Source organism: Candidatus Formimonas warabiya (genome assembly GCF_002777255.1).
Classification (GTDB): Bacteria; Bacillota; Dehalobacteriia; order Dehalobacteriales; family Dehalobacteriaceae; genus Formimonas; species Formimonas warabiya.
Map to the genome: position 1 here is coordinate 1,336,125 of NZ_CP017634.1, position 22,823 is coordinate 1,358,947.

23 protein-coding genes and 1 tRNA gene are annotated in these 22,823 nt (G+C 46.1%); 1 reads left to right on the forward strand and 23 read right to left on the reverse strand.

Annotation, left to right across the window (positions count from 1 at the left end):
- Positions 1-28: 28 nt before the first annotated feature.
- The 19 genes from DCMF_RS06350 to DCMF_RS06440 all read right to left on the reverse strand — a co-directional run bounded on the left by DCMF_RS06350 (position 29) and on the right by DCMF_RS06440 (position 18,110).
- Positions 29-811: an enoyl-CoA hydratase-related protein gene (locus DCMF_RS06350; RefSeq protein ID WP_148133644.1), complete on the reverse strand. Its 783-nt coding sequence runs from the start codon at positions 809-811 to the stop codon at positions 29-31.
- Between the two features lie 20 nt (positions 812-831).
- Positions 832-1,662: a 3-hydroxybutyryl-CoA dehydrogenase gene (locus DCMF_RS06355; protein ID WP_236860306.1), complete on the reverse strand. Its 831-nt coding sequence runs from the start codon at positions 1,660-1,662 to the stop codon at positions 832-834.
- A 95-nt stretch (positions 1,663-1,757) separates the two neighbouring features.
- The gene (locus DCMF_RS06360) at positions 1,758-3,515 is read right to left on the reverse strand and encodes an acyl-CoA carboxylase subunit beta (protein ID WP_148133646.1); all 1,758 of its coding nucleotides are present in this window, start codon (positions 3,513-3,515) and stop codon (positions 1,758-1,760) included.
- An 86-nt stretch (positions 3,516-3,601) separates the two neighbouring features.
- Positions 3,602-3,814: an acyl-CoA carboxylase biotin carboxyl carrier protein subunit gene (locus DCMF_RS06365; RefSeq protein WP_148133647.1), complete on the reverse strand. Its 213-nt coding sequence runs from the start codon at positions 3,812-3,814 to the stop codon at positions 3,602-3,604.
- A gap of 211 nt (positions 3,815-4,025) precedes the next feature.
- A complete protein-coding gene (locus DCMF_RS06370) occupies positions 4,026-5,546 on the reverse strand; it encodes a tripartite tricarboxylate transporter permease (protein WP_148133648.1) in 1,521 nt (506 codons plus the stop codon).
- Positions 5,547-5,580: 34 nt separating this feature from the next.
- Positions 5,581-6,027, reverse strand: a complete 447-nt coding sequence (locus DCMF_RS06375) for a tripartite tricarboxylate transporter TctB family protein (protein ID WP_148133649.1) — start codon at positions 6,025-6,027, stop codon at positions 5,581-5,583.
- A 52-nt stretch (positions 6,028-6,079) separates the two neighbouring features.
- Positions 6,080-7,195, reverse strand: coding sequence for a Bug family tripartite tricarboxylate transporter substrate binding protein (locus DCMF_RS06380; protein ID WP_148133650.1), 1,116 nt, complete (start codon positions 7,193-7,195; stop codon positions 6,080-6,082).
- Between the two features lie 26 nt (positions 7,196-7,221).
- Positions 7,222-9,396, reverse strand: a complete 2,175-nt coding sequence (locus DCMF_RS06385; RefSeq protein ID WP_148133651.1) for an acetate--CoA ligase family protein — start codon at positions 9,394-9,396, stop codon at positions 7,222-7,224.
- Between the two features lie 60 nt (positions 9,397-9,456).
- Positions 9,457-9,678, reverse strand: a complete 222-nt coding sequence (locus DCMF_RS06390) for an acyl-CoA carboxylase biotin carboxyl carrier protein subunit (protein ID WP_148133652.1) — start codon at positions 9,676-9,678, stop codon at positions 9,457-9,459.
- A 47-nt stretch (positions 9,679-9,725) separates the two neighbouring features.
- Entirely contained in the window at positions 9,726-11,261 is a 1,536-nt protein-coding gene (locus DCMF_RS06395; protein WP_148133653.1) for an acyl-CoA carboxylase subunit beta, read from the reverse strand.
- 320 nt (positions 11,262-11,581) lie between these two features.
- Positions 11,582-12,367 carry an IclR family transcriptional regulator gene (locus DCMF_RS06400; protein ID WP_148133654.1) on the reverse strand — a complete coding sequence of 262 codons (786 nt, stop codon included), beginning with the start codon at positions 12,365-12,367 and terminating at the stop codon, positions 11,582-11,584.
- A gap of 162 nt (positions 12,368-12,529) precedes the next feature.
- On the reverse strand, positions 12,530-13,624 hold the full coding sequence (locus DCMF_RS06405) for an Ldh family oxidoreductase (RefSeq protein ID WP_214659150.1): 1,095 nt from the start codon (positions 13,622-13,624) through the stop codon (positions 12,530-12,532).
- A gap of 95 nt (positions 13,625-13,719) precedes the next feature.
- Positions 13,720-14,889, reverse strand: coding sequence for a UxaA family hydrolase (locus DCMF_RS06410; protein ID WP_148133656.1), 1,170 nt, complete (start codon positions 14,887-14,889; stop codon positions 13,720-13,722).
- Positions 14,886-15,173, reverse strand: a complete 288-nt coding sequence (locus DCMF_RS06415) for a UxaA family hydrolase (RefSeq protein ID WP_214659151.1) — start codon at positions 15,171-15,173, stop codon at positions 14,886-14,888. The genes DCMF_RS06410 and DCMF_RS06415 overlap by 4 nt, the downstream gene beginning before the upstream one ends.
- Before the next feature lie 105 nt (positions 15,174-15,278).
- Positions 15,279-16,034: a GntR family transcriptional regulator gene (locus tag DCMF_RS06420; RefSeq protein WP_148133658.1), complete on the reverse strand. Its 756-nt coding sequence runs from the start codon at positions 16,032-16,034 to the stop codon at positions 15,279-15,281.
- A 502-nt stretch (positions 16,035-16,536) separates the two neighbouring features.
- Positions 16,537-16,860, reverse strand: a complete 324-nt coding sequence (locus tag DCMF_RS06425) for a type II toxin-antitoxin system RelE/ParE family toxin (RefSeq protein WP_148133659.1) — start codon at positions 16,858-16,860, stop codon at positions 16,537-16,539.
- Positions 16,861-16,862: 2 nt separating this feature from the next.
- Positions 16,863-17,111 (reverse strand): type II toxin-antitoxin system prevent-host-death family antitoxin, encoded by a 249-nt coding sequence (locus DCMF_RS06430; protein ID WP_148133660.1) that lies wholly within the window; start codon positions 17,109-17,111, stop codon positions 16,863-16,865.
- A gap of 241 nt (positions 17,112-17,352) precedes the next feature.
- Positions 17,353-17,438, reverse strand: a tRNA-Leu gene (locus tag DCMF_RS06435).
- Positions 17,439-17,519: 81 nt separating this feature from the next.
- Positions 17,520-18,110: a hypothetical protein gene (locus DCMF_RS06440; RefSeq protein ID WP_148133661.1), complete on the reverse strand. Its 591-nt coding sequence runs from the start codon at positions 18,108-18,110 to the stop codon at positions 17,520-17,522.
- Between the two features lie 298 nt (positions 18,111-18,408).
- Between DCMF_RS06440 and DCMF_RS06445 the strand changes: the two genes are divergently transcribed.
- Entirely contained in the window at positions 18,409-18,750 is a 342-nt protein-coding gene (locus DCMF_RS06445) for a 3D domain-containing protein (RefSeq protein ID WP_148133662.1), read from the forward strand.
- Here DCMF_RS06445 and DCMF_RS06450 read toward each other — a convergent pair.
- From DCMF_RS06450 to hemB, 4 genes are all read right to left on the reverse strand, one after another.
- Entirely contained in the window at positions 18,747-19,286 is a 540-nt protein-coding gene (locus DCMF_RS06450) for a gamma carbonic anhydrase family protein (protein ID WP_214659152.1), read from the reverse strand. The two genes, DCMF_RS06445 and DCMF_RS06450, sit on opposite strands and share 4 nt — an antisense overlap.
- 175 nt (positions 19,287-19,461) lie before the next feature.
- Entirely contained in the window at positions 19,462-20,763 is a 1,302-nt protein-coding gene (gene hemL / locus DCMF_RS06455) for a glutamate-1-semialdehyde 2,1-aminomutase (RefSeq protein WP_148133663.1), read from the reverse strand.
- Between the two features lie 78 nt (positions 20,764-20,841).
- Positions 20,842-21,834 (reverse strand): putative heme d1 biosynthesis radical SAM protein NirJ2, encoded by a 993-nt coding sequence (gene nirJ2, locus DCMF_RS06460; RefSeq protein WP_148133664.1) that lies wholly within the window; start codon positions 21,832-21,834, stop codon positions 20,842-20,844.
- Positions 21,831-22,814, reverse strand: a complete 984-nt coding sequence (gene hemB, locus DCMF_RS06465; protein WP_148133665.1) for a porphobilinogen synthase — start codon at positions 22,812-22,814, stop codon at positions 21,831-21,833. Before hemB ends, nirJ2 begins: the two co-directional genes overlap by 4 nt.
- Positions 22,815-22,823: the final 9 nt, after the last annotated feature.

Here is a 22,823-nt window from a genome sequence, read left to right on the forward strand (position 1 = left end):
GTGCAACTATTAGATCTTACCTAAGGACTTATATACCGTTAAAGTCCGGTTTCCTTTTGGACAAGAATGCTTCCATGCCTTCTTTTTGTTCCTCAGTGGAAAAACACAAAGCAAAGGAATCGGCCTCTAAATCCAAAGCTCTTTCCAAATCCATGCTTTGTCCTCTTTGAACCGCCGATTTGGTCAAACAAACTGCCATATTTCCCTTTTCACTGATGATCTTTGCCAACTCCATGGCTCTTTCCAACAGTTGGTCACCAGGAACAACATAGTTGACCAACCCCATGCTTAAAGCTTCATCACTGCCGACTACCCGGCCGGTAAGAAGCATTTCACTGGCTCTGCCTATGCCGATCAACCGAGGGAGTCTTTGTGTCCCGCCAAAACCCGGCGTAATTCCCAAGCCAACTTCAGGTTGAGCAAACTTCGCCTTTTCCGCGGCAATCCGAAAATCACATGTCAGGGCAATCTCACACCCACCCCCAAAGGCAAGGCCATTGACGGCAGCAATTACCGGTTGGGGCATGGATGCTATTTTTCTAGTCACCCCAAGGCCCAGTTCGGCAAATTCTCTGGCCTCTAAGGGTCTCATGTGCGCCATTTCCCCAATATCCGCCCCGGCAATAAATGCCTTTTCTCCTGATCCGGTGATGATCACCGCCTTGACATGTCGTTTTTTTGCGATACTGTCGAAAGCATTATTCAACTCTTCGAGAGTAGCCCTATTCACGGCATTAAGAGACTTCTCACGGTTAATTGTAATTAATGCTGTACTTTCGCTGAAAACAACCGATATATTTTTGTAGTCCAAAATCTTGCACCCCATCGCTTCTAATATTGATAGAATCCCCGGCCTGTCTTTCGCCCCAAATATCCGGCCTTTACATATTTGCGGAGTAGGGGGCATGGTCGATATTTAGGATCACCGAATCCCTGGAATAAGGTCTCCATAATCGCAAGACAGGTATCTAAGCCGATCAAATCCGCTAATGCCAATGGTCCCATGGGATGGTTTGCGCCCAGCTTCATAATCTCATCAACGGCTTCCGGTTTTGCCACCCCCTCGTTGACGATATAAATCGTTTCATTGATGAGGGGAATCAGAATCCGGTTCAGCACAAACCCTGGAAAATCATTGACCTCAACCGCGGTTTTTTCGATGCTCACACAAAATTCTTTAATCGCGCGAGTGACTTCATCCGTTGTAGCCAGCCCTCTGATTACTTCAACCAACTTCATTACCGGAGCCGGATTCATAAAATGCATACCAATAAATTTATCCGGTCGCTTTGTAAAAGCTGCTAATTCGGTAATAGGAAAAGAAGATGTATTGCTGGCAAAAATTGTTTTAGGATCGCAAATATGCTCCAGCGACTTAAATAAAAGTCCTTTGATCTCTTTGTTTTCGACAATAGCTTCAATAACAATATCCATACCGGAAGCATCCGCCAAGTCAGTTGAGCCGGTAATTCGTCTCATTATTGCTGTCTTGTATTCTTCTGTTATTTTACCTTTGGTCAACATCTTCCCCAGATTTTGATCAATAGAATTAATTCCTTTGACAACCAACTGCTCATCGATGTCATTTAGACACACCTGATAACCGGCTTGAGCAATCACCTGAGCAATCCCGGATCCCATCTGGCCGGCACCAATAATCATTATATTTTTAAAATCCACTGTATGGTCCCTCCTCACCTTTTGATAAATTAGTACCCGGAATATTATTTTCTCCATATGGTCTGATTAAAGTGTTCTTATCCACGGATGGTCCTAGGTAAAATCATTTGGTGGATTGGGGTAATGGATTTAGGATTTTGGTAACAAGCACTGACGAAAGCGGAGAAATACTTTCTCAAATCCGGCAAAGAAACAATTTCGTCCACAAAACCATGTTGGGCGCAATAGATCGGTCGGGACTTGTCCACATAATCTTTTACCATTTCATTCATTTTTTCAATTACGGGCTCCAGGCGTTTTCCTGCTTCCTGTTCTTTCACCAGCCTTCTGGCATATGACGCTACGGCAGCCGTCTCGCCATGCATCACATAAATCTCCGTAAGCGGTGTCCCAAGAGTAAAGGCGTTGTTTTCGTTGGCCTGAGGCCCACCCATGATGTAGTGAGCAGCTGCAGTTCCTTTTCTCAGAACCAGACACATCATGGGCACATCTGTTTTCTCAATGGAATAAATCAGACTCTGGCCTAAGCCTAAGAGATCCGCCTTTTCCGCAATGTCACCCACATCAATACCTGTCGTATCCTGCACCCATATCATGGGCAGATTGTCCCGTCCGCAGAAAGTCACGAATTCACTTTGTTTGATTAAGCCTTGGCGATAGTGCTTGCCGCCTACGCCAACTGAGCCAGCGGGCGCGTATTCCGGATAATTTTTTAAAACCCCCTGTTTATTGCCAATCAATCCTACTGGAAAACCGTTAATTTTGCCAATCCCCGTAAAAACTTCAGGACCGTAATCACTGCGATATTCCATAAATTCGCTATTATCAAGGATTCTCGCTAATACTTGATAAACATCATAGGGACGTTTCTGGACCATAGGCACAATATAGTTTAATTCTTCTGGTGGATACTTAGGTTCTGCCGGCGCTGCTACTTGGAAAAATTTAGGGTCATATTGGGGGATTCCCTCCATGTACTTTTTAATACCATCCAGAACCCCTTCTTCCGTGTCGTGAACTTCCCGAAAATATCCGGTTTCATCAAAATGGATTTCCGCACGTCCAGGTGCTTTTTCATGAAAAGCCTTCGTGGCTTCAATAATTTGCTGGACACCTTCTAAATCAAAGTATCCTTTGGGGTTCATGCCGCCTACAATGCCAGCACCGCCTACAGCAATATTGGCATCCTTATGGGCAAGAAGGATGGTGGGGCTGATTCCATGATAGCCGCCGCCGGCAGGATTCGTGCCATAAATAGCGTTTAAAATGGGGACTCCCAACATATTTAATTCCGCATGCCGATAAAAAGTTGTTCCGTTACCCCGGCGATCCGGATACACCTTTTCTTGTTCCATTAATTTTACGCCGCTGCAATTAAGCAGCCAAACCAGGGGTATATTCAGTCTCTTTGCTAAGTCCGTGACCCTGAGAATGTTTTCTGCCTGCCCGGCGATCCAGGCGCCGGCCATGATTTTATTATCAAAAGCAATAATTACCGCCCATTTACCCCTGATTTGACCCAATCCGTCAATCACCCCGGTGCAGCCTTCCTGGTTGGAAGCCGGATTATACAGGGTATGGAGAGGGCACCAGGTCCCCGGATCGGCTAAGTATTCTAATCGTTCATAAGCAGTCATTTGCCCTTTTTGATGAATCAACTGCGCCGGCAATCCGGAATTTTTTACCGAAGCAACTGCGCCTGCAATAGCTTTCTCCTCTTCTTTAATTAAATCAGCATTCTCTTTGAAACGATTAAGATTGGATTCTCCTAATGGTTTTCCTATGCCTGGCATTTCTGCAAAATAAGATTTTAACGAAGGTTGTTCCCTGAACATGCCACACCCTCTTTCTCTTTTGTCCGTTATGAACTTTTAACTGAATATTTTTAAATGCAGATAAATAAATTTAGATATATTCATGTTTACTCAATAGCTAATAATACGGTCCCCTGAGGTACTGCATCTCCTTCCGATACATTAATTTCCATGACTTTTCCAGAATTTTGGGAGCATACAGGAATTTCCATTTTCATGGATTCAATAATAATGACCTCTTGGTCATTTTTAACACAATCACCTTGAGATACATTGATTTTGACAACTTTTCCAGGCATCGGACTAACTACTTTTTTCATAAAAGAACCTCCTGTTTTTATAGCCTCACGGTATTCACCAAAAAATTCCCAACACGATTTTCTTAAGTAAATATGACTAGGAGCCTGTTTTCATCACTATTGGAAAAGCCCATTCGTTTACTAAATGCAATTAAGTGGTAGGATATAATGCAGTTACGTTCTCCAGATCGGGTTCCAACTGACTCCTAGTTCGCGTCAGAATCTTATAGGATTAGCTTTTTGCTGGACTCTCCTGGGACATAGGATCATCTTTTTTTCTTTGTCTATCTTTTAGCATATTCCATATGGATACAGCAACCATTGCGAGTATCATTATGGTTAGAACCGCTGAAGCAGGCCGAGTAATAAATATGGATAAATTACCGTCGGACAGCATGAGACTTCGGCGTAAATTCGTCTCGATCATCCCTCCTAAAATAAACCCAAGAATTAACGAAGCTAAGGAGAAGTCAAGTTTTTTCATAAAGTATGCAAGAATACCCACAACTAGGGATAAATAGACATCGAATATTAAATTGCGGTCTGTGTACGATCCGACAATAGAAAATGTCAAGATAGTGATAATTAGAGCGTAGTTAGGAACAGACAACGCCCGGGACCAAATTGGTGTCGTAAGGCGCCCCAAAAAATACATAATAATCACCGCTAAAATAAAACCGGCAAACAAACCGTATACCAGTTCTGGAGTCTTGCCGAAAATCTGCGGACCTGGCTGGATTCCATGGATGATAAATGCACCCATAATAATCCCGGTAGTGGGGGAGCCTGGGATACCTAAACCAAGCAGGGGGATAAGCGCTCCGCCAACTGTGGCATTGTTCGCAGATTCCGGAGCCGCAATCCCTTCCGGTGCACCAGTGCCAAAAAGTTTCGGAGTTTTAGATGTTTTCTTTGCAAGACTATAACTGAACCATGATGCCGGCCCTGCTCCCAGGCCGGGAATGATTCCGGTGATTACGCCAATCAACGATCCAAATGTAATAGGCCTTTTAACCTTAAGAATATCCTGTAGTTTTAAATCCATCTTAAAACCAATGGACTGTCCTACGTAACGTTTATTAACCCCATCTGTAATCATTTGGATAACCTCGGAAATCGCAAAAAGCCCGATTAAAATGGGTACAAGGGGCAACCCTTCGAGAAGTTCCATCCTGCCAAAGGTAAATCGGGGCACCCCGGTTAAGGAATCTATCCCTACCACAGTAAAAAGCAGACCAAGGAATACCGAAAGAGTGCTACGCATCACATCCTTCGATGAAAGCGCCACGACAGCGGCTAATCCTAATATGCCAATCAAACAATATTCAGGTGCCCCAAGTTTTACTGCTGCATTGGCCAACGGGGCAGAAAAAGCGATTAGAGCAACCCCTCCTGTGAGTCCACCCACAGTACTGGCAGTTAAAGAGTATCCGATCGCCTTTGCAGGGAATCCTTTCCGAGCCATGGAATTACCATCAAGTACTGTAGCCACTGCCGCAGGGGTACCAGGAATTCCCAATGTAATTGCGGAGATGGAACCACCATATTCTGCTCCCTGATACACAGCAATTAATAGAAGGATCGCTGTAACAGTAGGCAGCTCGTAAGTAAATGGAAGCATTAAAGCTACACCTATTGCAGCGCCCAACCCGGGAAGCGCTCCGACAAACAGTCCGACTAGCGTGCCCACGCATAAAATAAATAGATTCAAGGGTTCAAAACAGTGTATTATTGAAGATACTACCAAATCCAATTATCTCACCCCTGTTATGTAAATTTTAACCATGCTAAAAATTCACCATAATCAAAACACCAAAAACATAATAGATAAAGATTGTGACTCCCCCTGCTAGTGCCAGCCCAATAAGTAGCACTCTAACCTTTTTAAGTTCCTGTTGCTTATAAAAAGCATACAAAGCCATAATGTAGATAAACAACCAAACAAAATATAGCCTATGGGCTAAGGACCAGGCGATAAAAAACGCAATAGTCAGTCCAATGGTGGCAAAAACCTGTTTCTTATTATCGATGGAAACTATTTCATTTTTGGCCTTAATCGTTCTCACTAAAATAATTAAACCGAATACAATGACTAATACTGCCAACGTATTGGGGAAAAATGTAGGACCTAAATTTTCGCCGTTATTTCTAATACCTAAGGATTGCCACAGTGTACCTACTCCCAGAAGAGTAAATAACAGTGATAATACAATAGACCCCATTCGATAGCCCATTTATTTAACCTCCTAAAAAGGGGGGGAAAGCCCCCTTTTGTATTAAGCAAAATTATTTTGCTTGCTCGCTTGCTGCTTTCTGAGCATCTGCAAACTCCTTATTAACAGCAGTTAAAAAGTCTGCGGCCGGTAAATAAGCATCTAACTGCTGTTCGTTTTCCATATACTTGAGCCATTCGGGGTCCTGTAAGGCCTTTTGGAAGGCATCCTGTAATATTTGGATCCGGTCTTCGGGAATACCAGGTAATGCGATTATCCCCCGCCAAAGAATAGATTCCATATCGTACCCTTTTTCCTTTAATGTGGGCAGATCAGGCTGGTTGGCGTTTTTACTGCTGTTCGCAGTAGCCAAAAAGCGCAATTTCCCCGCCTCCATTTGAGCCGTAACATTGCTGCTTGTACACCACGCAGCGTCAACATTTGCTCCCAATACGGCCACCGTCGCTTCATTTCCCCCATCAAACGGGATATACTTATAATCTATGGCAGCTGCCTTTTTAAACAAATCAGAACATACGCTCGCCTGAGAAAAGGCTCCGACGCCCCCGACATTCAGCTTGCCAGGGTTACTTTTGGCGTAAGCTACAAGATCATCAATAGTTTTGAAAGGACTATTGGCTGGAACAACCAAAACCTCCGGGTCGGCATTAATCCGAACAAGGAAGGATATATCCTCAACCTTAAACGGGATTTCCCCTGAAGCCAAGGCATAAACCAGCGAGGATGAATGACTGGCAATAGTATATCCGTCTTTGGCTTGTGACTGCAAATAGGAAAGAGCAATACCACCACTACCTCCGGGCTTGTTAACATATACAAAATTTTGACCAAGATTTTTTTCGACTGCTTTACCTAGAGTCCGGGCAAATGTGTCTGCCCCGGAACCAGGATCAAAAGGAATAACCCAAGTAATAGGTTTTGATGGAAAATCATCTGCAGGTTCACTATTTGCTTCTGAACTTGCGTTTGTGCCATCAGTCGAACCTGCCCCTTGTGATGAACATCCTGCCAGTACCAGTAGTAATCCAAGAAGTAAAGCCAATAAAATACTTGTAACAGGCTTTTTTCTTACATTCATTCTGTAATTACCTCCTAAGATTTTTTCTTTTTGGTCTGCTAAAATTCTGGTATTGCATGCCGATTTTACATCTTGGTTTTCCGCAATCACTCCCTTACCGCCATCTTAGACTCTCATTACTTTATAATAATTCTTGAGTCTACTACTTTAATACCCTGGCCGTTTGCGTTAACCATCACCGGATTAAGATCCATCTCGGCAATTTCCGGCACATAAGAACCTATGGCGGCGATCCGCTGAATAAGGTCTTCCAGAGACTGGGTATCAGCCCTCTCTTGCCCGCGATAACCATTCAACAGTGATGACACCTTGAGTTCCCGCCACATCTGTGCGCCTTCGTCAGGACGCAGCGGCAACACACGCATCGACACATCTTTTAACAGCTCAACCAGGATACCTCCGGACCCAAGTACAAGCACGGGACCAAACACGGCATCCTGTTTTAGTCCACAGATCATTTCCTGCATAGGCTTGGGCTCCATTGCTTGAATTAATACGCCGTTGATACAGGCGGTTGGACAGGCATGAAGCACAGAGGCGATGATCTCCTGATAGGCTCGTATTACATCCTCTTCGCATTGTAAACCAACCCTAACTCCATCCACTTCGGTTTTGTGGACGATATCAGCGGAATCAATCTTCATGACAACCGGAAAACCGATGGCCCCAGCTTTGGTCACTGCCTCATTTTGATCCCTGGCGACCATCATCTTAGGAGAAGGAATTCCAAATAAATGGATCATCCGGAAAGCATCCTCCTGGGTCAGGCACTTGTACCCGGCTTTGCGGGCATTGGCAAGGATCGTTCCAGCTTCCTTCAAAACTGCCTCCGGGGGCGGCGTGACCACCGGTGAGGTGTCTGCAGGCTTGCGCCGCATCCAATGATAGACTCTTGCCAACACTTTAACTGCCTCTCCTATTGATTGAAAGCAGGGAAGCTGTGCCTGGTGAACAGCCTCTAAAATGCGGACCCGCAATTCCTCAATTTCTTTGTCAGGATTGCCGTACAACGCAACATATACGGGTTTGTCCCCTTTGCCAACAGCCAGAATTGCCTGGCATAAACCATTGGCGATATCTTTTCGGTTTTCGTAATTAATAAAAGGCAGCAGGTTAAAATGAAGGATCAAGCCCCCTACTTCCGGAGACTGGATTAGTTCATTAACAACCAGGCCGATAGCCTCACCGCCGCTTTTATTAAGAGCGCTAACCGGTGTATCTGTCGGATTCCCCACCGTAGACCCTGCCGGCATTTTAATGGCCGACATTCTCTCCTTAGAATCCTGTGATAGAGAAGCAAGGGTAAGTCCTCGCTCCGCCAATAAGTCCGTTGCCAGAACGGTATTGCCTCCCCCGTTCCCAACAAATGCAATACCCCTGCTCATAGGGCGGGGAACAAAACCTTGCAGTGCGGTCAAGGTAGCCAAGAGTTCTTCCACACTTTCCACATTTATTCCACCCGCTTGGGAAATCGCACTCTGCCAAATAGCGTTCTCCCCTGCCAGAGAATTCGTATGAGATGCTGCCGACTTAGACCCGAGGGAGGTTCGTCCTCCTTTTAAAACCACCACAGGTTTTGTCCGGCAAACATCGTTTAACACATGAATAAACTCTTGACCCCTGCGCAGGCCCTCTAAGTAAAAACCGATGACATCCGTGTCTGGATCTTGGCCAAAATATTTTAAGAAATCCACAGGATCTAAGTCCAGGCAATTCCCTATGGAAATTAACTTGTTTAAATACAGGCCCCGCGTTTTGGCGCTGGACAACATATCAATACTTAGTCCCCCGCTTTGTGAGGCAATGGAGATTTTACCAACTGATTTTTCCGCTCCGGCTACAAAGTTGAGCTTACCGGGAGCAGAATAAATTCCCATACAATTGGGACCTACCAATCTGGTAGTACCCGCAGTTGCACTTAATAGTTCATTTTCCCGCCTATGCCCTTCCTGGCCGGACTCACCGAAACCACTCGTTAAAATTTGAGCAACCGGTATCCCCTTCTCCATGCAATCTGAGGCGACCTGAACAACCTCCTGCGCCGGAACCGCAATGATGCAAAAATCAATATCTCCCCCGATATTACGCAATGACGAAAAGCCCGGTACTCCGTTTGATTCCTCCCCTCTGGGATTAACAGCATATAAACTACCCTGAAATCCAAACTCTTTTATTAACTTCAGATTGCGGTACGCAAGACTTCGAGGATTGCTACTGGCACCTACAACCGCTACAGATTTAGGATAGAACAGCTTATCTAGGGCAATTTTTAAATCGATGATTTTAATCACTCACCTTTCACCAAAGCTTGCCAACACTTATGACTATTGGCCAGAGCTTCATTTAGGTTGTTAAACTTCAAGGATGACTGCTACGTCTCCCGCTGTTAACCGTTCTCCATGTTTCACCAATATCTCCTTAACAACCCCATTCTCAGGTGCCATTAGAGGCACGAGCATTTTCATCGACTCCACTTCCAAAAGGGTATCGTCTTCATTTACCTGATCTCCCACCTGACAAAAAGTCTCGGAAACTAATCCCGTAATCTCCGCTCTCACTTCCAAAATTGCCATGTTTAGCTCCTCCTGTAATTGTAAAAAATATCACGATATTTTTGCTATTAATAGCTTGTGGGCCAATTACGCAGCAGGTGTTCGCCCACTCCCTTGTTTTTTCCCTTTCTATAAATTTCCAGTGTCCGAATCAAGACAGGCCTCGTTTCTCTGGGATCAATGATGTTATGGCCTTCATAATAAGCTGCCAGTTCGTAAGCAGAAGTACCTCTTGCAATTTCATCTCTTAATTGTTTAAACCGTTCAGGGTCATCTTCTTCCCTAATTCCGTGTAAAATATTAACCCCAACGCTGGGATCCATAAAACTCAATTCTGCACTGGGCCATAGAATAACTTCATGTGAATTCTGTCCGCCGCCCATATTCAAGTAAGCTTGGCCGTAGTCTTTCCTCATGATCACAACCATCTTGGGCACAGTAACCAGGGAAATGGCATTACACCAATTCATAATCTTTCCTGGCGCACCTTGTCTTTCCCCGGCGATACCGATCAGGAAGCCGGGCTGGTCGACCATAAAGACCAGGGGAATATTGTAGGAGTCACATTGCACGAGGAAGCTGGTAGCCTTTCTCATGGCATCGGTATCAATAGAGCCGGCCAAAAATTGGGGATTATTAGCAATAATGCCAATGCTCTTGCCATCTAAACGAGCAAAAGCGGTCACAATGGATTTCCCGAATCTGGGTTTTAATTCAAACAGACTATTTTTGTCTACAATACACTTGATGATGTTCCGTACATCATATACGGCATTTCTGGATTCCGGTAATATGTCCAAGATTTTTTCCGCATCTTCGCCGGAACCTTCAGGTACCGGATATTCCGGGGGTGCCTCGTTGGCATGACCGGGCAGGTAACCTAAGTATTTTTTAATAACATCAATAGCCTCTTCATCCGTGTCTACGGCGATATCTACCAATCCGGTGGTCTCGGTATGTAATCTCCACCCGCCAAGTTCTTCAGGGTCAACGGGCTGATTGATGGCAATAGACGTTACCCGGCTGCTGGCCACGGCCATGGTCGCTCCTTTACGCATCACGGCAAAATCCGAAAGAGCAGTATACCATGTAGATGACCCATAACAAGGTCCTAATAAGGCAGACACCCAGGGGCTTTCCCGCAATCGCCGATACTCATAGGGATCCTGCGCCATGGTGGCCCGTCCCTGAGATCCCATGCGGTCCGGCATCCGGGAACCTGTTGATTCGCCCAGTAAAATTAAGGGAATACCACGTTCAGCCGCTACTTTTTTCATGTGTTTCATTTTCTTCAAATTAGTCGTGCTGCTGGATGCGCCAAGGACAGTAAAATCGTTAACGACGAAGGCTACTTCCCGGCCGTTGACCTTCCCGTATCCTGCTATTTTCCCGTCACAGGGACTCTTCTCGCGCAATTCGGGGCGAATCGATGTGGCAAAAAGCCCCGACTCCAAAAAAGTGCCCTGATCCAGAAGATAATCTATTCTTTCTCTGGCATTCATAATACCTTGCTCACTGCGCTTAGCAAGCTTTTCAGGTCCACCCATGCCTAACGCCTTTTGTTTTCTTTTTTCAAAATCTTCTAGGATTTCTTTATGACTCATGATAAAATTTCTCCTTTCTATATTTTAAGACGCCGTCTTACTTCGTTTCTATTATAGTACTTAATGCTAATAGATTCAATCATTCTTTCTTATATATTTCTGAAAAAAACAATAGCTTGTTAAATGTTATTTTAAAACAAAGGGAATAAACTACTTATAACCATACAGAAATTTAATCTTTTCCCGTAAAAATGAAAAAAGGCAGTCAATGACTACCTTTCTCATACTTTTTATGGAATTTTGATAAACGTTCAGATTACATGCCGGAAGAGCGTTATCCCGGTATCGCTCTGTCCCCCTACCTGGATTCTATCGGGACACTAGCTTGAATGTAGATGCTCACCAGGGATCCACACCATAGTCCGTGAAATTTCTTTTGCTGTCTTCGATATTAACGGGCCCCATTCACGGGCTTTTTCAGCTGTAAAACGATGAACTGGTCCCGAGAGTCCAATAGAGCCTACTAGTTCACCACTTATCGAAAATAAGGGAGCCGCAACCGATACCGAATCGTAAACTCGTTCACCAAGGCTAACAGCAAACCCATCTTCTCTAATTCGTTGTAGCTCTTCCCTAAATTGATTTTTGTCCGTAATCGTTGTGTCTGTTAAACTCGGCAGGCTCTGTTCAGAAATAACTTGATCGAATAACCTCTGTTCAGCAAACGCCAGGATTACTTTACCATTTGCACCAGCATGCAGAGGCAACAGTTTTCCTAACTCTACTGACATTCGTATCTCACTATTACTCTCAACTTGAGCCAGATACATCCGCTTTAGGCCAACTAGCACCGTAAGGGTAGCTGTTTCACCCGTTTGATTTCGAAAGGATTCTAAGTACGAGCGTACTATATCCTGAATCTTTAATCGGTTTAGAAGGCTGCCTCCCCATCTCAAAACTTTAGTCCCCAGTGAATACTGTTGTGTTTTCTGATCATAATATAAAACGCCTGCATCCAATAAAGAAATTACGATTCGATGAATGGTACTCTTCGGAAATTCCAGCATCGTATTAAGGTCAGCCAGACTTAGGTTGGAATCCTCACCCGTGAAACAATCCAAGACATCGACAGCCTGTTGTATAATGGAAATTCTTTTTGTTGTCAATTAACACATCCCTCATTTCAGAAGTACACTTTTCCAGTGTCAAGTTTGGTTTAAGCATTGCATAGATGATATTACCTAAATTATAACATATTACTATTTAAAGGGAAACAAGTCATGTTTAGGCAAAATAAGGCTTATAAATAACCGAAGAATTTGCCTCAATTACATGGTCTTGTTCAATGATCCCTTTCTTATGAATTGTACCCAATCTTGAGGCAGTGATATTTTGAGTTTTGCTGCTAAATCAGCAAGCCTTTGCAAAGTGCCTCGGGATAATGACACCCCTTCCTTAATTTGACCTTCTCTTTTTAATGCTTCAATCTCACCCGGTAGATAAACCTCTCTGAATCCTTCTGCCAATGGGGAATTTTTGATTTCACGATAGATGTGATCCAGAGTCCTAATATAGTTGTCTCTTCCGGCAAAAGCTTCCGGGTTAATGGCCAAAAAAGTATGGGAAACCTTTTGCGGTCGAGAATAATCATAAATATTTGTTACGTTGGTATCCCATTCGCTACCGCTTAATGCACCTGTGAGCAGCGCCACCCATAAAGAAATACCATATCCTTTATGACCGGCCATGGGTAAAAGAATCCCTTTTAATGCCTCCTCAGGATCTACCGTAGGCTTTCCTTCTTCCGTCAAAGCCCAATTCTGAGGAATCTTCTCATTTTTGTGAGCGGCTTCTCGTATTTTACCGGCTGCAACCACACTATTTGCTATATCAAAAATTACGCAAGGAGCCTTTTTACCCCTTGGGAAAGCAAAGGACCAAGGATTATTTCCCAATAACGCCTTTTTGCCGCCCCAGGGAGCCAAGCGCGGCGAAGCATTCGTACAGCAAAATCCTATTAAGCCTTCCCTGGCAATTTGTTCTGTAAAATAACCTGCTCTGCCAAAATGCCCGCTATTTTTTACTACTACAGCTCCGACGCCGTTTTGCTTTGCTTTCTGTGCCGCTAATTTTGCTGACTTATAAGCAGCCACCTGACCTAACCCATCATTTGCATCTAAATAAATACTGGCACTGTTTTCTTTTAAAACCGTTAATGTCGTCGGAACCTTCGTAACCCCTAACTCTATTCTATCTAAATAAGCCGGCAGCCTATCCACACCGTGAGTCGTAATACCTGCTAAATCAGCCTCTATTAAACAATCGGTAAATATCTCCCCATCTTCTTCAGGGATTCCTGAAATTAAACAGCACTTTAAAACTAATTGCCGCAAGCTATCTAAAGCCACATTTTGCTGATCCATTGACTTTAACTCTCCCACTTTGACATTCCTTGATATCATTAATATATCTAAGTAGGGCCCCTCCTTTTAGGGGAACCCTATCTTTAACCCCATCGTTACACAGTGGGCTGAATCTTGGTGTTTGCGTTTTCTATTTGCTCTAACACCTCAGCTCTCACCATCTTGCCGGAAGCAACCTTCAGCATGTCGTCGTACAGCCGGGCAGCGGCCTCGGTCATGCTCTCCTCGCCGCGCAATACCTTTTCCACAGAAAGATCGATATTATCGGCGAAATAAACCACTGTTTTAGGATTAGCAGTGATTTTAATACAGGGAAGAACCGGATGGCCGATACTGTTGCCCACACCGGTGGTAAAGACACACAGTTGGCATCCCGCAGCTGCCAAACCAGTTAAGGATTCGCAAGCCGGAGCCGGAGTATCCATGATATAGAGACCGGGGACTGACGGCGCAGCCGCATAGTCTAAAACATCCATGATCGTCTTAGTACCGGCCTTCACCATACCGCCCAAGGACTTTTCTTCCAAGGTAGTGATCCCGCCACGGATATTATCCGGCACGGGATTGGCTCCCCTAATATCTACGCCTCGGCGTTTTGCTTCCGCTTCCACATTGTTGATTACGTCCAATATCTTTTTTGCAACCTTCGGATTTACGGCCCGAGCAGCTAAAATATGTTCCGCGCCCAGCAATTCCGACACCTCGGAAATTAAAACTGTGCCGCCGGCTTCAATCACTTGGTCAGCAACCATGCCTAAAATGGGGTTGGCAGCCAGGCCAGAAGTCGTATCGGTACCACCGCATTCTACGGCCAGCATCAAAGAGCTCAGATCGCATTCCTCTCTCACCTGCTGGGAGGCATCAATCAGCATTTCCGCGGCAATCCTCGCCCCGGCACAAGCAGTATTTAGGGAGCCGCCGCATTCCTGAACAGTGACAGTTCTTACCGGCTTACCGCAGGCGGCAATAGCACCGGCGAGCAGCCCGGCCGAAGTCGGCTCCAGACTTACCACCAGCACTGCGGCCAGATTGGGGTTTTTCCCCAATCCAATAATGGTCCTTTGGGTTTGCACATTATCCTGGCCGAATTGCCCTCGACCAGCAATCATGGTAATGGGCAGCGCACGTGGTGCCAATTTGCATATAGAGCGTACCACGGGATTAATATTATCCATCGCTGCCAGGACTGCAACCTCATTTCTGACACCGACACTTCCATCACTTCGCCGGTAACCCATAAACGTTTTACGCAAAGAATTGATCATAGCCTATCCCCCCTGCCTCTCTGGCTTTCCACATTATGTACATGCACATAACCGCCTGTTTTGATGTCCTCGGTGGCAATCCCTATCACTTCACCGTATTTGACAATTGGTTGACCTTTGCAAATAGTAGCAAGCGCGAATTTATGCCCCAAAGAAATATCGCGTGCCACTTTCACCCGCTGGATTTCGTCATCTACCATTATTACGGACACTTCTTGTCCCGAAACCAGGTCAACCACAGCGGTAGCGACATTGTCCTTTTCATTCAGCACTATAGCTTCCATACTAATCTCCTTTTTTTAGTTATTTTTTTTATTCCCTTCTTATCAACTCTGTATCATAGATGTGATTGCGCAGAAATAGATAACTCATGAAAAATACTCATCCTTTCATGGATCAATCTTTATCTCCTGAAGCAACGATGTTATATAGCTACTATAATTTTTAGCCAGCATGGACCATTCGCTGTTATTTCTTCCGTAGGATTCGTCTTCATAAATAAGCTTTATCAACCGGTTACCCGCAGAAAGAATATGTTTTCTTGTGTATTTTTCAGCTTTTACTACTTCTCCCTGACGAACCATTTCAAAAATCTGCTCATGTTCCATGACTGATATTTTGGAGTGTTGTTTATTGGTTAGAGAAGAATACCGCATTAACATGCTTTTTGACCTAAGGGGCTCTATCAAATTTCTTAGACGTTCGCTTTCACTGCCTTTTAATAACAAGTCATGAAAATGCATATTACTTTCCACCAGCTGGTTTATATCTTGTGCCTCTTCTGCCTTCCGAGATATGTCTAACTGTTCCATCATGTAGTACAAATAATCCTTACGGCGCTCATTACCAGCACATATAGCTGCGGCTATTCCCTCCAGCGAGGAGCGCAAAACATAAATTTCAGCAATATCCTGTAAAGTAGGACTAAATACCGAAACCCCTTTATTATGCTCGTTACTGAGTAAACCTTCTTTTATCAGCTGCTTCAGCGCTTCTCTTATAGGAGTACGGCTGATTCCTAATTGATCTGCCAGTTCCTTGTCTGTCAAGCGTTTTCCAGGTTGGTATCGTCCTGTCATAATATCTTTCTTAATTTGAAGATAGGCACTGTTATATAATGGTTCAGTCTTTTTATTTATGGGCATAATGAATACTCCTAACAATTATATATTATTTAATTATTCATATACAATTTAATAGATTGTATACAATATTTATAAGATAAATTTGCCTTTATGTCAATGATAAATTTGGTATTTTATTTCTTGTCATCCGTAAGCAAAAAATTTGAAAGACTTTTCTTATTTTTTGGATTTGTTTTCATCTTTCATGCGCCTCCTAATTTCAAGGGCGCTAGACTAATCCGCTAGATTTTAGCAAAAATATCGTGCGTATAAAAAAGGATCCCAGCTTTTCAAGATCGCCGGAACCCTTGATATTATTAAATTTTTGGTGCGGCGGAAGGGACTTGAACCCCTACGGCTGTTCACCACTAGAACCTGTTTTGAATATTCCCCCAAGCCCTCGTATTCCAAGCATTTCCGGCTATTTTCTTTAAAAAAGCACGTCATAAATGCTACTAGATACTCCAAAAAAACCTTGAGAGCGAACCTCATTGCTTGTGACGGACTTTGCATAAATTTTATATTAGTCTTTTGTTAGCGCATCTGAAAATAGAATAGATAAGTAATCACGCATTCCATTCAATACACGATTAACGGAAATAAATTCGCCCTCAATCTTGTAAAATATGAGATAAACACCACATACAAGATAGCGGTAATCTGTTTTAATATTGATCTTAGAGCTTAAAGAAGCTCCCATATTAGGGAAATCCGCTAACTTTTCTATCTTGGTAAAAATTAGGTTTCCTATCTTTTTTGCTGCTTCAGGACTGTCCTCAGCAATATATACTTTTATTTCCTGGACATCAGAAATCGCCACAGGGTTAATTCTTATCTTAAATTTCACGCTCAGACCTCCAAAATATTTTTGAGATCTTCAAGTGTTTTCCATTCCTCTCCGGTCTTAATTGCACCTTCCGCCTCAGAAAGCTTGGATAAAAGTTTTATAACTGCCTGCTGTTTTTCATATTCCTGCATATCCAAAAGAACATAGCGACCTCTTCCGTTTTTTGTTAAGAAAACAGGTTCTCCAACTTGGCAGGAGCGGAGAACTTCGTTATAATTTCTTAAATCTGACACCGGTTTAATATTCGGCATCCTTAACACCTCCATGGAATTGCTGTTATTATTATACCCTAATTTTTCGTAATATTCAACGCAATATTTTACAGCATAATATATTCCATGCTTTATACTGTCACTTTTTAATTTGCTGTTGGGATATGTGACATTTTTTAGAGGCGCTAGACTACTCCGCTAGATTTTAGGAAGAATCTAGCGCACATAACAAAAAAGCAGTCTAATCATCATCTGATTAAACTGCTCTCAAATCCTTATTTGGTGCGGCGGAAGGGACTTGAACCCCCACGGCTGTTCACCACTAGAACCTGAATCTAGCGCGTCTGCCAATTCCGCCACCGCCGCATCCGCAAGAACTAATATAACACAGGGATGTACAAAAATCAAGTAATTTCTTGCCGTTAATTTTCTCCTCTAAAATTTCTCTTACTCACCTTGTTCTTGTTCCTCAGGCGCCACGGTTATTTGTTCGTACAGCTCCTTATCCGACTTATTCACCTTAAAGGAACCGGCAATATCATCGAACAAACTGTTCTGGGTCCGGTAATCCTTAATCCCTGCCGTAAACAGCAGGTAATAGCGCACTCCCGTATAAGGCTCCAGGATCACACCCTTTACCAGCACCTCCTGCTCTTTCGGAATGATTCCCTGAGCCACAAACTGAAAGGCAGTGGTATCGGGTCCGCTCTTGGAGTGGTCCACGATTTTGAGATTCTCAATCTTCTTCCCCAAAGAGGAAACAACTTCTTCGGCCAGCTTATCCAGGGAATAGTAGTCATACCCCCCGATCTCATAGACCAGATTAAAGGATGTGGCCGGTTGCTTACTCACAAAACTTACGGAATCCGCGTCTTCCGTCTTCTTCTCCCAGGCTTTGGGAATGGTAATGGAGTAGCCTCCCTCTTCCTGGTGATAGGTGACCGTTTCCATGTCTTCTAAAGTGATTTTCTCCCCGCAGCCGAATAAGCCGGCTAAAATAATGATCAGGGTCAAGATAAACCCAATGCGTTTTTTCATGATTTCATGTCCTTCTCTATATTCCATGGCTTTTTAATAAAGTCTCATGCTCCTACCCGTCGTCTCACCGTCTCCGTTAATTGTCCCCGTTATAAGAGGGATTGTCAAGTAACTTTTCAACTTGTTTTCCAACATTTTCTAGTTTAAAAGGACCTCCGGAGGCAAAAAATATTTTCGCAAAGGAGGTATAAAAATCGTGAAAAAGTCCATTGCAACAATGTTTGTCATTACCGGACTGTTCCTGAGCTGTTGACTGCCGGCAGTCGCTGCCCAAGAACAGATCTCTGAACAAGCCGTTATGGCCTATTTCTCCTTAGCCGGTTTTCAAATCGGCAGTCCCGTAACGGTAACAGCAACGGCATACGATGCCTGCATCCATTGTTGCAGCAAAAATGACGGTATCACGAAATCCGGAACCAAGGCGGTGGCCAAGCAAACCATTGCGGTGGACCCAAATCTCATTCCTCTGGGCACCAAAGTATTTATCGAAGGCTTGGGCATCTATATTGCCGAAGATACCGGCAGTGCCATCAAAGGAAACCGGATTGATATCTTCATGGAAACACACCAGCAGGCCATCAATTTTGGCAGCAAAAATTTAAGAATCTATATTCTTGAAGAAAAAACACCTCGTATTTAATATGAGGTGTTTCTATTATTTCCCTGCTTATCTTCCTGCTCATATATTTTTCCCCGTTCCACATAGCCTTGCGCCCGGTCCAGGATCGAGGCCACCTGCTCTTCCGTAATCCTTTTCACCACTTTCCCCGGCACGCCCATCACCACCGAGCCGGACGGGATCCTTTTATCTTCCGTAACCAAGGCCCCTGCCCCGATAATGCAATTGTCGCCGATTTCCGTCCGGCTCATAATAATGCTGCCCATACCGATCAAACAGCCGTTTCCAATGGTACACCCGTGCAGGATGGCCCCGTGCCCTACCGAAACATCATCCCCGATGATGGTGGGCACCCCTCTGTCTCCGTGAATCAGGCAGTGATCCTGAATATTCGTCCTTTCCCCCACAAAAATGCCGGAAACATCCCCGCGCAAAGTGGTATGAAACCAAACGGAAGCATCTTTGCCCAAACGCACCTCTCCGATCAGGTTCGCATCCGGGGCGACAAAACAAGCATCTTTCACATCCGGCTCAATTCCTTGAAATGATCTTTTCACTGACTCTTTGCTCCTTCTCACGTTTTTTTGCCCCGCACCGACTGCAAGCCCAGCAGTAATCACTGCTGGGCTTGTCAGTTCAAGGAGGTTTAATGGAGAAGTGAGTGTGTAATCATATTATCTCACCGCTCCATCACAAATATACTGACTTTCCATAAAAAACATTTTCAATTCTTTAGCACAAAGACTGAACATGCTGATAGGCGATTTTCGCGGCGTCCACCGTCTGCTCAATGTCCGCATCAGAATGAACGAGAGACATAAAGCCTGCCTCAAATTGGGAGGGGGCGAAATAAACACCCAGCTCCAACATCTTCTTAAACCAGGCGGCATATTTTTTCGTGTCTGAAGTCGTGGCCGTGCGGTAGTCCACCACCGGAACCTGGGTAAAGAAACCGGAGAACATGGCGCCCACCCGGTTAAACCAGCACGCCACGCCGGCTTCCTCCGCCGCTTTTTTCATGCCTGCCGCTAATTGGGCAGATTTTCTTTCCAGTTCCTCATAAACCCCGGGCTGGGCCAAAATCTCCAGGTTGACGATCCCCGCCGTCATGGCCAGAGGATTTCCGGACAGGGTCCCCGCCTGGTATACCGGCCCGGCCGGAGCCACCATTTCCATAATCTCTCTCTTGCCCCCGTATGCGCCTACGGGCAGGCCTCCCCCGATCACCTTGCCCAGGCAGGTAAGATCCGGGTCAATGCCGTAATAGCCCTGGGCGCCGCTGTAGGATACCCGGAACCCGGTCATCACCTCGTCGCAGATCAAGAGGGCGCCGTACTCTTTGGTCAGGCCGCTCAGATCCTGCAGGAATCCGGGCAGGGGCGGCACACAGCCCATATTCCCCACTACCGGCTCCACAATCACGGCGGCAATGTTTGTCCCTTTCTCGGCAAAGATTTTGCGCAGGGTATCGATATCATTGTACGGCGCCGTAATGGTATTTACCGCCACGCTGGCCGGTACCCCGGGGCTGTCGGGCACACCCATGGTAAGAGCGCCGGATCCCGCTTTGATCAAAAGATGATCGGCGTGACCATGGTAGCACCCTTCAAACTTGACGATCAAATCCCGCTTGGTGTAGCCCCTGGCCACGCGCAAGGCGCTCATGGTGGCCTCCGTGCCGGAATTGACCATACGCACCATTTCCATGGAAGGCAGGGCCTTCATCACCAGCTTGGCCATCTTTGTTTCCAATTCCGTGGGCGCCCCAAAACTGGTTCCCCTGGTCAAACATTCCTGAAGGGCTTCCACCACCCGGGGATGACAATGCCCCAAAATCAGCGGGCCCCAGGACTGGACATAATCGATGTACCCATTGCCGTCTACATCATAAATCTTGGATCCTTCTCCCCGGGCAATAAACACGGGATCTCCCCCCACGGACCGGAAGGCCCGCACCGGACTGTTCACCCCGCCGGGAATATATTGTTTCGCTTCCGCAAATAGCTCCTTGGATTTGGCATAGCCTTGATGCATGCCGGATCCCTCCCACAAAATAATATAGTTTCAAAGCAGCCTGGCACCGCTTCCCTGATCCCCCGCGCGGAACCCCCTCTAGCGGTTCCCGGCCCGGTAAAGACACCAGGGATCTTCCCCCATATAGTCGCCCCCGTGGTAAATGGCGGCCCTTGCCCGGCAGCCGCCGCATTTCACTTTAAAAGCGCACCTGCCGCAGCCGTCCTTATAGTCCAAGGTGCGCAGGGCCTGAAATACCTCATGCTCCGCCCATATTTTACTGAACGGGGTTTCCCGCACGTTTCCCAGGGTCATATCCAGATACGCGCAGGGCTGGACCAGACCCTTGGGGCTGATGATGCAATAATGGGTTCCCGCCAAGCAGCCTCTGCTGAACCTGAGGTCCAGGCCGTCCAGTTTGGCAATGCGCATAAATTGGGGCGCACAGGTAGGCTTCAGCTCAATGGCGACTTCCCGCTGCTTCCGCATCAGCCGGGCCAGCAGCTCTTCATACTGCTCCACCTTTAAGGCTTCCTCCGCCAGATCCTTCCCCCGGCCCGTGGGCACGAGAAAAAACTGGTGGTGCGCCACCGCCCCCATGCGCACGGCAAAATCCGTAATATCCAGGATCTCCTCCTGATTCCAATCCATCACCGTGGTATGGATCTGAAAAGGCAGTCCCGCGTCCCGGCACTGCTTCATCCCTTCCACCGCCCCGGTCCAGGCCCCTTTCATCTTGCGCAGCCGGTCGTGCTTTTCCCCATCCATGCTGTCCAGGGAAATCCCCATCCCCATCACACCCAGCTCTTTTAAACGCCGGGCGGTATCACGGTCGATCAAAGTGCCGTTGGTGCCAAAGACCGTCCTCAGCCCCAGTTTCACGGCATGCTCCGCCAGCTGGAAAATATCCGGCCTGAGCAGGGGCTCCCCGCCGGAAAAGATCATGATCTTAAACCCGGCCTGCTTGATTTCCTCCAGCAAAGCCTTGCCTTCCGCCGTGGACAGCTCGTCCGCCGCCTTGGCGCCCGCATCCCGGTAGCAGTGATCGCAGTACATATTGCATTGATTGGTGGTGTTCCAGGATACTATCACGCTTTTTCCCCCATCCACCGGGCGGCGTCCTTGGCATGATAGGTAATAATCAGATCGGCCCCGGCCCGTTTCATGCCCAGGAGGGCTTCCATGACAATTCTCTTCTCGTCGATCCAGCCGTTCAGGGCCGCTGCCTTGACCATGCTATATTCTCCGCTCACATTATAGACCGCGGTGGGGTAATGAAACTCGTCCTTAATGCGCCGCACCAGGTCCAGATAAGGCAAGCCCGGTTTCACCATCACAATGTCGGCCCCCTCTTCAATATCCAGGGCCGTCTCCCGCACCGCTTCATCCCCGTTGGCCGGATCCATCTGATAGGCCTTTCTGTCCCCGAATTGGGGCGCGGACTCCGCCACGTCCCGGAAGGGCCCATAGAAGGCGGAAGCAAATTTTGCCGAATAGGCCATGATGGGAATATGGCTGAACCCGTGCTGATCCAGTTTCGTGCGGATCGCGCCCACCCGGCCGTCCATCATATCCGAGGGAGCCACCATATCGGCCCCGGCCACGGCATGGGAGAGGGCGGTATCCGCCAGGTAATTCAAGGTCGGGTCATTCAGCACCGTGTCCCCGCTGATCATACCGCAATGGCCGTGGCTGGTATATTCGCACAAACAGACATCGGTGATCACGTATAAGCCGGGAAACTCCTTCTTGATGGCCCGGATGGCCTGCTGGACAATGCCGTCCGGGTCATAGGCCCCGGATGCTGCCTCATCCTTTGTTTCCGGAATGCCAAAGAGCAGCACCGACTTCAGGCCCAGGTGCACCACCTCCCCACACTCTTTCACCACATTGTCCACAGACAGCTGGAAAACCCCGGGCATAGACGCGACCGGGTTCTTCACATTCCGCCCGTAAATGGCAAAGAGGGGGTAAATCAAATCATCAATGGACAAATGGTTTTCCCGCACCATCGCCCGTATCGTTTCGCAATTGCGCAGCCTGCGCAGTCTGGTAATGGGATAGAACATCATCTTAACCTC

Bases quoted from the DNA above. Each gene is read 5' to 3' on its own strand.
- hemL (WP_148133663.1), bottom strand. From the start codon at position 20,763: ATGCATCAAGGCTATGCCAAATCCAAGGAGCTATTTGCGGAAGCGAAA.
- DCMF_RS06415 (WP_214659151.1), bottom strand. From the start codon at position 15,173: ATGGAAGCTATAGTGCTGAATGAAAAGGACAATGTCGCTACCGCTGTG.
- DCMF_RS06445 (WP_148133662.1), top strand. From the start codon at position 18,409: ATGGCCTATTTCTCCTTAGCCGGTTTTCAAATCGGCAGTCCCGTAACG.
- DCMF_RS06420 (WP_148133658.1), bottom strand. From the start codon at position 16,034: ATGCCCATAAATAAAAAGACTGAACCATTATATAACAGTGCCTATCTT.
- hemB (WP_148133665.1), bottom strand. From the start codon at position 22,814: ATGATGTTCTATCCCATTACCAGACTGCGCAGGCTGCGCAATTGCGAA.
- DCMF_RS06410 (WP_148133656.1), bottom strand. From the start codon at position 14,889: ATGATCAATTCTTTGCGTAAAACGTTTATGGGTTACCGGCGAAGTGAT.
- DCMF_RS06375 (WP_148133649.1), bottom strand. From the start codon at position 6,027: ATGGGCTATCGAATGGGGTCTATTGTATTATCACTGTTATTTACTCTT.
- DCMF_RS06440 (WP_148133661.1), bottom strand. From the start codon at position 18,110: ATGAAAAAACGCATTGGGTTTATCTTGACCCTGATCATTATTTTAGCC.
- DCMF_RS06405 (WP_214659150.1), bottom strand. From the start codon at position 13,624: ATGGATCAGCAAAATGTGGCTTTAGATAGCTTGCGGCAATTAGTTTTA.
- DCMF_RS06365 (WP_148133647.1), bottom strand. From the start codon at position 3,814: ATGAAAAAAGTAGTTAGTCCGATGCCTGGAAAAGTTGTCAAAATCAAT.
- DCMF_RS06355 (WP_236860306.1), bottom strand. From the start codon at position 1,662: ATGATTATTGGTGCCGGCCAGATGGGATCCGGGATTGCTCAGGTGATT.
- DCMF_RS06360 (WP_148133646.1), bottom strand. From the start codon at position 3,515: ATGTTCAGGGAACAACCTTCGTTAAAATCTTATTTTGCAGAAATGCCA.
- DCMF_RS06430 (WP_148133660.1), bottom strand. From the start codon at position 17,111: ATGCCGAATATTAAACCGGTGTCAGATTTAAGAAATTATAACGAAGTT.
- DCMF_RS06390 (WP_148133652.1), bottom strand. From the start codon at position 9,678: ATGGCAATTTTGGAAGTGAGAGCGGAGATTACGGGATTAGTTTCCGAG.
- DCMF_RS06395 (WP_148133653.1), bottom strand. From the start codon at position 11,261: ATGAGTCATAAAGAAATCCTAGAAGATTTTGAAAAAAGAAAACAAAAG.